Source organism: Streptomyces sp. 5-10, assembly GCF_014712245.1.
Classification (GTDB): Bacteria; Actinomycetota; Actinomycetes; order Streptomycetales; family Streptomycetaceae; genus Streptomyces; species Streptomyces violaceusniger.
On sequence record NZ_JACVYG010000025.1, the window covers coordinates 1 to 11,726 of the forward strand.

Below are 11,726 nucleotides of genomic sequence, written 5' to 3' on the forward strand. Positions count from 1 at the left end.
GCTGGCCCGCGCAGCCGAGGCGGCGCGGGCCGCGGAGGCGGCCGCGCACCGGCTGAAGGAGGCCGACGCCCGGCTCGCCGACGCCGCGTACCGGGCCGGGTTCGAGACCCCGGAACAGGCCGCCGAGGCCGTGCTGCCCCCGGACCGGCAGCGCGAGGCGCGCCGCCGTCTCGACGCCTGGCAGTCGGAGTCGGCGGCGGTCGCGGCCGAGCTGTCCGACCCGAGAGTGCTCGCGGCCGCGCAGGCGCCGCCCGCCGACCCCGCGGCGGCGCAGACGGCGGCCGACGCGGCCACCCGCGCGCTGCGCGAGGTCTCGGCCGCGGACGCCGCGGCCCGCACCCGCTGCGAAGAGCTCGACGCGCTCTCCGCGCAGGCGGTCGCCGACGCCCGCCGGCTCGCCCCGCTGCGCGCGGAGCACGACCGGATCGCCCGCCTCGCCTCGCTCGCGGCGGGCACCTCCGCGGACAACGAGCGCAGGATGCGGCTGGAGGCGTATGTGCTGGCGGCCCGGCTGGAGCAGGTCGCGGCGGCGGCGAGCGCACGGCTGCGCCACATGTCCTCCGGGCGCTACACCCTGGTGCACTCCGACGCCCGCTCCGGCGGGCGCGGCCGCTCCGGTCTCGGACTGCATGTCATCGACGCCTGGACGGGCGGCGAACGCGACACCGCCACCCTCTCCGGCGGCGAGACCTTCTCCGCCTCGCTCGCCCTCGCGCTGGGCCTGGCCGATGTGGTCACCGACGAGGCGGGCGGGGTCCGGCTGGACACCCTCTTCATCGACGAGGGGTTCGGCAGCCTCGACGAGCAGACCCTGGACGAGGTCATGGACGTGCTGGACTCGCTGCGCGAACGCGACCGTACGGTCGGCATCGTCAGCCATGTCGCCGATCTGCGCCGGCGGATCCCCACCCAGCTGGAGGTCGTCAAGGGCCGCCAGGGCTCGGCCGTACGGCACCGTACGGCCGCCGCACACTGAGCGCTCCGCTGGAAGTGCCCTGACCTGCCGTCGATCGTCCGCGGCGCCGTCGTGGCCGGTCCCACGCGGCGGAGCCGCATATCGACACAGCCGCGCGGCGGAGCCGCACATCGGCACAGCCCCGCGCCCCTGCGGGGCGCTGCCCGAACCGTAGCGGACTTCCTCCGACCTGCTTAGGGGTCTCCGGCGGATCGTGGCCTGCGGCGGGCTGCTTTCCCCTCCCCGCCCCTTCCCACAACTGGGGCTCCGCCCCAGACCCCGGGGTCGGGGTCCAGGGGCGAAGCCCCCGCGGCGTCCGCCGTACACCTTGTAGCGGGGCGGGCCGCACCCATATGGCCGCGGCCCGCCCTCACCCCAATCTGGCCGGGCTCAGAGCGCCGACAGCTCCGCCACCAGGTCGTCAAGGCCCAGCGACCCCTGCGACAGCGCCGCCATGTGCCACTTCTTCGCGTCGAAGGCGTCGCCGTGCGCCTTACGGGCCGCCTCCCGACCCGTCAGCCAGGCCCGCTCGCCCAGCTTGTAGCCGATCGCCTGGCCCGGCATGCCCAGATAGCGCACCAGCTCACTGTCGAGGAACTCCGCCGGGCGGCCGCAGTGCAGTCCGAAGAACTCGCGCGCCAGCTCCGGAGTCCACCGCTCACCGGGGTGGAAGGGGGAATCGGCGGGGATCTCCAGCTCCAGGTGCATCCCGATGTCCACGATCACCCGCAGCGCCCGCATCATCTGCGCGTCCAGGTAGCCCAGCCGTCGCTCAGGATCCGACAGATAGCCCAGCTCGTCCATGAGCCGCTCCGCGTACAGCGCCCAGCCCTCCGCGTTGGCGCTGACCATGCCGACCGTGGCCTGGTAGCGGGAGAGCTGGTCGGAGACGTGCGCCCACTGGGCGAGCTGCAGATGGTGGCCGGGTACGCCCTCGTGGTACCAGGTGGAGACCAGGTCGTAGACCGGGAAGCGGGTCTCGCCCATCGTGGGCAGCCAGGTCCGGCCGGGGCGGGAGAAGTCCACCGACGGCTGGGTGTAGTACGGCGCCGCCGCGCTGCCCGGCGGGGCGATCATCGACTCGACCCGCTTGACCCGTTCGGCCAGGTCGAAGTGGGTGCCGTCCAGCTGCTCGATGGCCTCGTCCATCAGCTCCTGCAGCCACACCCGCGTCTCCTCGACGCCCTCGATATGGGCGCCGTGGGTGTCGAGGTGGCGCAGCGCCTCCCACGGGTTGGCGCCGGGCAGGATCTTCTCGGCCTCGGTGCGCATCTCGGCGTGGATCCGGTGGAATTCCGACCAGCCGTACGCGTACGCCTCGTCCAGGTCGAGGTCCGTGCCGTTCCACATCCGCGCCCAGCGGCGGTAGCGCTCGCGCCCGACCACATCGGGGGCGCCCTCGATGGCCGGGGCGTAGGTGTCGCGCAGCCAGTCGCGGAGCGCGACCAGCGCGCCCGTGGCCGCGGCGGCCGCCTCGTCCAGCTCACCGCGCAGCGCGTCGGGGCCCTCGGCGGTGAAGTCCGCGAACCAGCCGCCGTCCGTGCCGATCCACTCCGCCAGCTGCTCGAGGACCGTGGCCACCTGCCGGGGGCCGGCCGGCAGGCTCCGCCGCAGCCCCTCGGCGAGCGAGGCGCGGTACCCCTCCAGCGCGGCCGGTACGGCGCGCAGCCGGGCCGCGACCGCCGACCAGTCCTCCTCGGTCTCGGTGGGCATCACGGTGAAGATGCCGCGCACCGAGTGCAGCGGGGAGCTCAGATTGCTGACCGCGCGCAGGTGCTCATCGGCCTCGTGCACATCGAGCTCGGCCGTCAGCCGCTCCCGCAGCAGCCGGGCGCAGCGGCGCTCGGCGTCGCTGTCCGCGCCGGGGCGCGCCTCCGCCTCGGCCAGCCGGTCCAAGGTGGTGCGGTTGAGGTCGGCGATGGCCTTCGCCCCCTCGGGGGAGAAGTCCGGAAGGCGCCGGGAACTCTCGGGAACGCCCAGGTAGGTGCCGGTGATCGGGTCGAGTTCGATGAGGGCGTCGACATAGCTGTCGGCGACCTGGCGGGGCAGCGGAGCGTTCTTGGTATCGGACATGCGGCCCATCCTCGTACGTTCCGGGGTGCGGCGTCAGCACCACGGGGGTGTGACGCATGGGAACAGGGGTGTGCTAGGAGGTTGCCGAGCCGTCCCGGGCGGGCGGCAGCAGCGGGCCGCAACTCCACTGCTGGAAGATCAGCCGGGTCTCGACCCGGGCCACCTCGCGGCGCGAGGTGAACTCGTCCAGCACCAGCCGCTGGAGATCGGCGGTGTCGGCCACCGCCACGTGCACCAGGTAGTCGTCCGGCCCGGCCAGGTGGAACAGCGCCCGGGACTCGGGCAGCGCGCGGATCCGCTCCACGAACGGGCCGACCAGCTCCCGGCGGTGGGGCCGCAGCTGCACCGAGAGCAGGGCCTCGAGACCGCGCCCCAGCCTGGCGGGGTCCAGGCGGAGCTCATGGCCGAGAATCACCCCGGAGCGGCGCAGCCGGGTCACCCGGTCCAGACAGGTCGAGGGCGCCACGCCGACCTGGGCGGCCAGATCGCGGTAGGTGGTCCGGGCGTCGTTCTGCAGCAGCCGCAGAATCTGGAGATCCACCGGATCGAGAGCGACGGTTTCGGCCATCGGCCGAACGTAACACGGCCATCGGCCGCGAGAACCCGATGATTGTTCACCCTGCACGCATGGACATCATGCAGAGCACGGAGAGCACAGGGAGCGCGGGAACCGTACGGAGCGCGGGAACCGTACGGGGCACGGAGACCGCGCCGAGCGCACAGGGCCCGCACGGCGACCCCGCCGCACGGCACGCGTTCGCCACCGAGGCCGTCCACGCCGGGCGCGAGGACCTCCCGGGCATGGGTCTGCACGCCGTACCCCTGGATCTGTCGACGACCTATCCCTCGTACGACAGCCGCCAGGAGGCCGCGAGGATCGACGCGTTCGCCGCCACCGGCGCCCGGCCGGACGGCCCGCCCGTCTATGCCCGACTGGACAATCCCACCGTGGCCCGCTTCGAGACCGCCCTGGCCCGGCTGGAGGGGACCGAGAGCGCGGTCGCCTTCGCCAGCGGCATGGCGGCGCTCAGCGCGTGTCTGCTGGCGCGCGGGGCCCAGGGGCCGCGGCATGTGGTGGCGGTCCGCCCGCTGTACGGGTGCAGCGACCACCTGCTGGACACCGGGCTGCTGGGCACCGAGGTCACCTGGGTGGACCCGGCCGGGATCGCGGACGCGATCCGCCCCGACACCGGCCTGGTCATGGTGGAGACCCCGGCCAATCCGACGCTCGCCGAACTCGATCTGCGGGCCGTCGCCCACTCCTGCGGCACGGTCCCGCTGCTCGCGGACAACACCTTCGCCACACCGGTGCTCCAGCGCCCGGCCGAGCGCGGCGCGAGCCTCGTCCTGCACAGCGCCACCAAGTACCTCGGCGGCCACGGCGATGTGATGGGCGGCGTGGTGGCCTGTGACGAGGAGTTCGCCCGGGTGCTGCGCCAGGTGCGGTTCGCCACCGGCGGGGTGCTGCATCCGCTCGCCGGATATCTGCTGCTGCGCGGGCTGTCCACGCTGCCGGTACGGATGCGTGCCGCGTCGGCCACGGCGGCCGAGCTGGCCCGGCGGCTGGCCGGCGATCCACGGGTGGCCCGCGTCCACTATCCGCGGATCGGCGGGGCGATGGTGGCCTTCGAGCCCCATGGCGATCCGCACGCGGTGATCGGCGGGGTGCGGCTGATCACTCCGGCGGTGAGCCTGGGCAGCGTGGACACCCTCATCCAGCACCCGGCCTCCATCAGCCACCGGATCGTGGCCGAGGGGGACCGCCGCTCCTCGGGGATCGGCGACCGGCTGCTGCGGATGTCGGTCGGGCTCGAGGACGTGGCGGACCTGTGGCGCGATCTGGACCGGGCGCTGGGGCCCTACTGACGGCGGCCCGGCGGGGCGTCTGGACCGGGCGCTCGACGGCGGCCCGGCGGGGCGTCTGGACCGGGCGCTCGACGGCGGCCCGGCGGGGCGCGACGCCCGCCGGGCGAGGCACGGACCCCGGTCGGCCTCAGCGCGCGTGCGGCTGGACCGGCAGCGGAAGGACCGGCTCGGGCGCCGGTGCCGGGTCGAGGCGGGCGCTGATCACCAGCGTGCCCTGCTCGATCTGGTAGTCCAGCGGCAGTTCGAGGGCGCGCATCGCGGCGACCATGCCGGTGTTGGCCGACTGGGTGACGGCGTAGACGCTTTCGCAGCCGGTCTCGGCGGCCATCGCCACCAGCCGCCGCAGCAGTTCCCCGCCGACGCCGCGGCGCTGCCACTCGTCCTCGACGATCAGCGCGACCTCGGTCTCGTCCCCGTCCCACAGCAGATGGCCGAGGGCCACCAGCCGCCCGGAGGCGGTGTACGCGGCCAGGGTGCGGCCGAAGCGGGGGCTCAGCAGATGGGCGAGGTAGCGGTCGGCGTCGCCGACCGGCCCGTGGTAGCGCATCCCGAGCGTGGTGGAGGAGCAGCGGGCGTGCATCTCGCGGGCGGCGGCCAGGTCGCCGGTGTCGGCGCGGCGCACGGTGATGGCGTTGCCCTCGGGCAGCGTCAGCACATCGCCGTCGTGCGGGATCCGCGGGCCGAGCCGGGCGTCCAGCTCGACCAGGGCGCGGGCCCGGGCGAACTCGGTCGGCGTGAACGGCAGATACGGCCGCTCGATGACGATCGCGCCGCCGGACGGGTCGCGCAGCCGCATCACGGTCTCCTCCAGGACGCCTTCGGCCGGCGGTGTGCTCTCCAGCGACCGTCCGCCGAGGGACTTGGCGGGGACGGAGTGGATGGTGCAGCGGCCGAACAACTGGCGCAGGGCGAGCGGGAGTTCGGCGGCGTCCAGGGCGGTGCGGGTGGCCAGCGTCAGCGCCCGGGTCGGCGCGTCCACCAGGTCGTGGGTGTCGGCCCGCTCCACCCAGGTGTCACGGCCGCCCGCTGCGGCGACGGCGTCGGTCAGCCCGTCGGACGGCAGGGACTCGGGCGCGCGCAGCAGGAACTCGTCCACCGTGCCGTCCGTCAGCGGATGGGTCTGCAGGGCCAGGATGTCGACCCGGTGCCCGGCCAGCGCTGCGCACAGCGCGGCGAGGGTGCCGGGCTCGTCCCGTACGGTCGTGCGCATCCGCCACAGCGTGGTGGCCTCGGGGGCCGTGGTCTCCGGGGCGCCCGCGGCGTGGGCGGGGTGGGCGTCGGCCGCGGGCGAGGGTGAGCTGCCCGGCGGCGCGTGGCCCTGGCGCCGTGACCACCATGCGACCAGATCGTGCCGCCAGCGGGGGCGGTTCCGGTGAGGGGGCTCGGGGGTCGCTCGAAATGTCATGCAAACACCCTTGCGCAAAGGTGTTGCGTGATCACGAACAGACTGTGACCTATGGGTTAAGGGCGTATCTGATAACAGAAGCTTATTTTGTCCGAAATCAAAAGGTTGAAGTCCGGGCTTCCGTCACCCTACCGCCCACCTGCGCAGTACACTGCCGCACCGCCGTGCGTACGCCCGCTGGAAGAGCGGCACCAGCGGCCCTCCGGCCCGGCCGAACCAGGACTCCGAACGGCTGAACGCGGTCACCGTCAGTACCACCGAGCCATCCGGCCCCAGCTCCACCACGAACGACTCCTCGCCCCGCTCCGGATGGCCGGGCAGCGTGCCGTACGCGAAGCCGGTCCGCGCCTCCTCCGCGACCGTCCACACCACCTCGCACGGCGCCCGCAGCCGCAGCCGCCCGATCCCCAGGCCCACCACGACCGGCCGCCCCGGAGTGGCGACCGGATCCGCGGCGCGGATCGACACCCCCACCGCGCGGTGCATCCGCCAGTCCATCACCGCCCGCCCGGTCGCCTCGAACGTGGCCCGGCCCTGGCCGACGCGGGTCCGCACCCGCAGATGGCGATAGCCGGACGGCAGCGGCCACCGCCGGGTGGCGCCCACCTCCGGATAGGTGAGCCGGGAGGCCGCCGGGCCGGGGGCGTCGCTGGATCCCATGCCCGTACGGTACGCGGCGGCCTTACGGTGCGCGGCACGGAGACGCGCGGGCGCCTTACGGCGCACGGCCCCGTCGGCGTACCGTACGGGGCCGCGCATCGCACAACGCGGCTACTGGCCGACCAGACCCGGGCGCAGCACCTTGGTGAACAGAACCTTCCCGCCGTCCTCGCGCAGCCGGACCGTCATCTCGGCGCTGTCGCCGTCGATGTCCACCTCGCCGTAGAACTGGAAGCCCTCGGCGGGCGAGACGTTCGCCACCGTCGGCGCCTTGACGAAGGGCTGCTCGGGGCCGAAGGTGCCGTCCAGCTTGACCGCCGGGAAGGCCCCGGCGTTCAGCGGACCGGAGACGAACTCCCAGAACGGCGCGAAGTCCTTGAACGCCGCCCGCGAGGGGTCGTAGTGCTGCGCCGAGGTGTAGTGGACGTCCGCCGTCAGCCACACCGTGCCGGTGATCTTCCGGTGCTTGATGTGCCGCAGCAGCTCGGCCATCTGGAGCTCACGGCCGAGCGGGGCGCCCGGGTCGCCCTGCGCGACGGCCTCGAAGTCGGTGCTCCCGTCCGGGACCACCAGGCCCAGCGGCATGTCGCAGGCGATGACCTTCCACACCGCGCGCGACCGCGACAGCTCGCGCTTGAGCCACGCCAGCTGCTCGGCGCCGAGGATGCCCTGGGCGTCCTCGGGCTGGCGGTTGGGTGAGTTGGGGTCGCGGTACGTACGGCAGTCCAGCACGAAGACGTCCAGCAGCGGGCCGTGGTGCTGGACCCGGTAGACCCGGCCGCTCGAGTCCGGCCGCAGCGTGCTGATCGGGAAGTACTCGGCGAACGCCCGGCGCGCGCGGGCCGCCAGCACGTTGACGTTCTTCTCGGTGTAGCGGTCGTCGACCAGGATCTCGCCCGGGTACCAGTTGTTGAGCACCTCGTGGTCGTCCCACTGGGTGATGGTCGGCACCTCGGCGTGGAACCGGCGCAGGGCGGGGTCGAGCAGGTTGTACCGGAAGTTGCCGCGGTACTCGTCCAGCGTCTCGGCGACCTTGGTCTTCTCCGGGGTGATGAGGTTGCGCCAGGTGGAGCCGTCGGGCAGCTTGACGGTCTCCGTCATCGGGCCGTCCGCGTAGATGTTGTCGCCGCTGCACAGGAAGAAGTCCGGCTCCCGGCGGCGCATCTCCTCGAAGATGCGGTAGCCGCCGTGGTCGGGGTTGATGCCCCAGCCCTGGCCCGCCAGATCGCCCGACCAGACGAAACGCACGCCCTTACGGCGCTCGGAAACCGTGCGGAACGTGCCCTGCACCGGCTCACTGGTGCGGCGCGGGTCCTCCGGGTCGGCCAGCACCACCCGGTAGTGCACCTGGCTCCCGGCGGGCAGGCCGTGCAGCGCGGTGCGCCCGGTGAAGTCGGTGCCGGGGCCGACCAGCGGGCCGTGCCAGCGCTTGGCCCGCGCGAAGGACTCGGTCGCGGACGTCTCCACGATCATCCGGGCCGGACGGTCGGAGCGGACCCACACCAGCCCCGACGACGTCGTCACATCGCCCACCTGCACGCCCCACTGGGCGCTCGGACGCCCCGACAGGGCCTGAGCGGGCGCGCCGGACGCGGCCGACGCGGCGGCCGATGCCACGGTGGGCACCGCGAGTGCCGCAGAGGCGGCCGCCGATCCCTGCAGTACCGTGCGCCGCCCGATCCCTCTGCCCGATTCCCGCCCCATGGTGCCCTCCGTCGCTCGTAGAACCGCTGTGCTGTTGTGTTTGCTATCGGTGCAAGGTGCCGCGATTGCGAACGCCCAGTGAATAACGGTGTTGCCGCCCGGAGTAAAGACCCCGGCCGCGTGCGGTGCCGGACGGGTGGAGGGGGACGGACGGAGGGGGACGGGCGGGGCCGTCAGCGGCTGCCGTCCAGGATGACGCGGGCGACCAGCGCGGGATCGTCGTTCATGGGCACGTGGCCGCAGCCGGGGAGGCGGACCAGCCGGGCGCCGGGGATCACCCGCTTGGCGCGGACGCCCTGGCGGCGCGGCAGCAGCCGGTCGCGCGAGCCCCAGGCGATGGTGACCGGGACATCGGGGATGTCGTGGGTGAACAGCCCGGAGCTTCCGGCGGCCAGCGTGGCGCCGAAGCCGACCGCCTCGCGCAGCGCCCGCGTCTCGGCGACGACGGCGTCCGGTGAACGCCGCGCGGGCCGGGCGTAGATGGCGCCGGTCAGCGCGGCCCGCCCGACCGCGCCGCGGGCCAGCCACGCCACCATGGGCGGCGGCAGCGCCCGCGCCCCGGCCCGCATCGCGGACAGCACGCCGAAGGCGTAGCGCCGCTCGGCCTCGGTCCAGAACCGGGCCGGGGACAGCGCGGTGACGGACCGTACGAGTCCGAGGCGGCCCAGCTCCAGCGCGATGAGCCCGCCGAGCGAGTTCCCGGCCACGTCGGGGCGTTTGACGCCCAGGGCCTCGAAGAGCGCGTCGAGCACCGGTATGACGCCGTCGAGGTCGTACGGGATGCCGTCCGGCAGCGCGTCCGACGCCCCGAAGCCGGGCAGATCCACGGCGATCACATCGCGGTCGACGGCGAGGATGTCCAGCACCGGCTCCCATGCCTGCCAGTGGTGGCCGATGCCGTGCAGCAGCACCAACGGCCGCCCCGCGCCGCGCCGTTCGTGGACGACCCGGGCGGTGCGGGGGCCGCCGGGGGTGGCGACGGAGAAGGAGAGGGACGCGGGCATCGGATGGCTCCTCACGATCGGCGTTCCGGCAGGCGCACGCGGCGTATGAGACAGCATGTCAGCAAGAGTTACCGGAGGGTAGACCCGGGCCGTCGGCCGATGGCCGTACGACCGCACGCCGCGCAAGCGGACGCCGCGCGACCGCACGCCGCGCGACCGCGTACGCCGCTACAGCCCGCCCGCGACCCGCAGCACCGCCCCCGTCGTGTACGACGCCTCCGGCGACAGCAGCCACGCCACCGCGCCCGCGATCTCCTCCGGCTCGCCCGGCCGTCCCATCGGCACCCGTCCCTGGACGCGCCACGGCCGCTCGGGGTCGCCCATCCGCGCGTGGATGTCGGTCAGCGTCATCCCGGGCTGGACCGAGTTGACCCGGATCCCCTCCGCCGCCAGCTCCTTCGACAGCCCGACGGTCATCGCGTCGACCGCCGCCTTGCTGGCCGCGTAGTGCACATACTCCCCGGGGCTGCCGGTCGTCGCCGCGCCCGAGGAGATGTTGACGATGGCACCGCCCTGCCCGCCGTGGCGCGTGGACATCTCACGCGCCGCCCGCCGGGCACACAGCAGGGCCCCGGTCACATTGACGTCCACGACGCGGCGCATCACCTCCGGTGAGGTCTCGGTGAAGCGGCCCAACGGACCCGTGATCCCGGCGTTGTTGACCAGCCCGGTGATCGGGCCCAGCTCCTCCCGCACCCGGTCGAACATCGCCTCGACCTGCTCCGCGTCGCTGGTGTCGGCCTGGACGACCAGCGACCGCACCCCCTCCGCGCGCACCGCCGCCGCCCACCGCTCGGCCGCGTCCCGGGCCTGCTCGTAGCCGATCGCGACGCTGTGCCCGGCGCGGGCCAGCCGCACCGCCACCGCCGCCCCGATGCCGCGACTGCCTCCCGTGACCACCGTGACCTGGTCCATGCCCATCAGTTCAGCTCAGCTCCCGCCCCGTGACGCATCCCGCTCCGACGGTCACCGACGATAACCGGTCGGGGATTGGTCTTGACCAAGTACGCATGCCGCCTTATGGTCGCATTGATACTGCAACAACCTTTAATAAAGAAGCCGCGCATAACTGTGAAGGCGCGCGGGACCGCCGGCCGTCGGAATCAAGGGGGACAGGGTGGGGACCACACAGCTGGAATCGGTGCCAGAGCCCAAGTACTGGCATCTGAAGACCGTGCTCAGCGACGCACTCGACTCGGAGTTCGCGGTCGGGGAGATCCTGCCCAACGAGCGTGAGCTGGCCGCCCGCTTCGGCGTCGCCCGCGCCACCCTCCGACAGGCCCTCGAGCAGCTCGAGCTGGAGGGCCGGCTCCAGCGCCGCCGCGGCGTCGGCACCACCGTCGCCCCGCCCCGCGTCGGCGTGGCCGTCGGGGACTACGCCCACGGCTGGACCGACACCCCCGGCGAGGACACCTGGCAGACCGTCGACGGCACCGAGGCGACCCCGCCCGCCGAGGTCGCCCGGCTGCTGGAGATCGACCCCGACACCCCGGTCCACCGGGTGCGCCGCACCCGGATGAGCCACGGCCAGCCGCTCGCCGCCGAGCTGCTGTACGTACCGTCCGAGTCCGTCCCCGGCCTCGCCGCCATCGACACCCCCAGCGGGCTGGCCCGCGCCCGCGCCGTGCTGCGCGAGCTGCGCCGGCTGGAGCTGGAGGGCCGAGAGCAGACCGTGGAGCTCGGCTCGGCCCGCGCGGACGACGCCAAGGAGCTCGACCGGCTGCCCGGCGCCCCCGTCCTCCTCGTGACCACCCGCTATGTGGCCCAGGGCCGCACCGCGGCCGTCGCCGTGGCTACCTACCGGGCCGACACCTGCCGGCTCACCTTCGGCGACGCGGGCGAGGAACTGCTGGCGGGCTGATCCGGGCCCGCCCCACGTCGCGGGCCTGGCGCATGTCGCGGGCCCGGCCCGCGCCGCCTCGCCGCCGCGTGTCGTAGGCCCGTCCCAGGTCGTGGGCCCGGCCCACGACGCGGGTTCGGCCCATGCCGTAGGCCCGGCCCGCGTCGCCTCGCCGCCGCGTACGCACGCCGAAACCCGAAACGCCGCCCCGCCCCGCCT

Annotated in this window: 10 protein-coding genes; 3 read left to right on the plus strand and 7 right to left on the minus strand. The window is 74.0% G+C overall.

What is annotated here, in order from left to right:
* A partial coding sequence (locus IEJ02_RS25360) for an SbcC/MukB-like Walker B domain-containing protein (protein ID WP_317985922.1) occupies nt 1-976 on the plus strand: 976 nt, incomplete at its 5' end.
* Nucleotides 977-1,345: 369 nt separating this feature from the next.
* Here IEJ02_RS25360 and IEJ02_RS25365 read toward each other — a convergent pair.
* Entirely contained in the window at nt 1,346-3,028 is a 1,683-nt protein-coding gene (locus IEJ02_RS25365; RefSeq protein WP_191066988.1) for a DUF885 domain-containing protein, read from the minus strand.
* 73 nt (nt 3,029-3,101) lie between these two features.
* Complete coding sequence (locus IEJ02_RS25370; protein ID WP_191066989.1) at nt 3,102-3,596, minus strand: Lrp/AsnC family transcriptional regulator; 495 nt, start codon at nt 3,594-3,596, stop codon at nt 3,102-3,104.
* Nucleotides 3,597-3,655: 59 nt separating this feature from the next.
* Between IEJ02_RS25370 and IEJ02_RS25375 the strand changes: the two genes are divergently transcribed.
* Nucleotides 3,656-4,894, plus strand: coding sequence for a trans-sulfuration enzyme family protein (locus tag IEJ02_RS25375; RefSeq protein ID WP_223864405.1), 1,239 nt, complete (start codon nt 3,656-3,658; stop codon nt 4,892-4,894).
* A 127-nt stretch (nt 4,895-5,021) separates the two neighbouring features.
* Here the strand turns inward: IEJ02_RS25375 and IEJ02_RS25380 are convergent, their stop codons facing one another.
* The 5 genes from IEJ02_RS25380 to IEJ02_RS25400 form a co-directional block, all read right to left on the minus strand.
* Nucleotides 5,022-6,299 (minus strand): GNAT family N-acetyltransferase, encoded by a 1,278-nt coding sequence (locus IEJ02_RS25380; RefSeq protein ID WP_191066990.1) that lies wholly within the window; start codon nt 6,297-6,299, stop codon nt 5,022-5,024.
* A gap of 123 nt (nt 6,300-6,422) precedes the next feature.
* Nucleotides 6,423-6,959 (minus strand): DUF1990 domain-containing protein, encoded by a 537-nt coding sequence (locus IEJ02_RS25385; protein ID WP_191066991.1) that lies wholly within the window; start codon nt 6,957-6,959, stop codon nt 6,423-6,425.
* A 111-nt stretch (nt 6,960-7,070) separates the two neighbouring features.
* The gene (locus tag IEJ02_RS25390) at nt 7,071-8,663 is read right to left on the minus strand and encodes an alkaline phosphatase D family protein (RefSeq protein WP_191066992.1); all 1,593 of its coding nucleotides are present in this window, start codon (nt 8,661-8,663) and stop codon (nt 7,071-7,073) included.
* A gap of 173 nt (nt 8,664-8,836) precedes the next feature.
* A complete protein-coding gene (locus IEJ02_RS25395) occupies nt 8,837-9,667 on the minus strand; it encodes an alpha/beta fold hydrolase (protein WP_191066993.1) in 831 nt (276 codons plus the stop codon).
* A gap of 168 nt (nt 9,668-9,835) precedes the next feature.
* Nucleotides 9,836-10,582, minus strand: a complete 747-nt coding sequence (locus IEJ02_RS25400; protein ID WP_137982318.1) for an SDR family oxidoreductase — start codon at nt 10,580-10,582, stop codon at nt 9,836-9,838.
* Nucleotides 10,583-10,784: 202 nt separating this feature from the next.
* Between IEJ02_RS25400 and IEJ02_RS25405 the strand changes: the two genes are divergently transcribed.
* Nucleotides 10,785-11,528, plus strand: coding sequence for a GntR family transcriptional regulator (locus IEJ02_RS25405; protein ID WP_191066994.1), 744 nt, complete (start codon nt 10,785-10,787; stop codon nt 11,526-11,528).
* Nucleotides 11,529-11,726 lie beyond the last annotated feature (198 nt).

Coding starts and splice junctions, on each gene's coding strand:
- IEJ02_RS25365 (WP_191066988.1), bottom strand. CDS start 3,028: ATGTCCGATACCAAGAACGCTCCGCTGCCCCGCCAGGTCGCCGACAGC.
- IEJ02_RS25370 (WP_191066989.1), bottom strand. CDS start 3,596: ATGGCCGAAACCGTCGCTCTCGATCCGGTGGATCTCCAGATTCTGCGG.
- IEJ02_RS25375 (WP_223864405.1), top strand. CDS start 3,656: ATGGACATCATGCAGAGCACGGAGAGCACAGGGAGCGCGGGAACCGTA.
- IEJ02_RS25380 (WP_191066990.1), bottom strand. CDS start 6,299: ATGACATTTCGAGCGACCCCCGAGCCCCCTCACCGGAACCGCCCCCGC.
- IEJ02_RS25385 (WP_191066991.1), bottom strand. CDS start 6,959: ATGGGATCCAGCGACGCCCCCGGCCCGGCGGCCTCCCGGCTCACCTAT.
- IEJ02_RS25390 (WP_191066992.1), bottom strand. CDS start 8,663: ATGGGGCGGGAATCGGGCAGAGGGATCGGGCGGCGCACGGTACTGCAG.
- IEJ02_RS25395 (WP_191066993.1), bottom strand. CDS start 9,667: ATGCCCGCGTCCCTCTCCTTCTCCGTCGCCACCCCCGGCGGCCCCCGC.
- IEJ02_RS25400 (WP_137982318.1), bottom strand. CDS start 10,582: ATGGACCAGGTCACGGTGGTCACGGGAGGCAGTCGCGGCATCGGGGCG.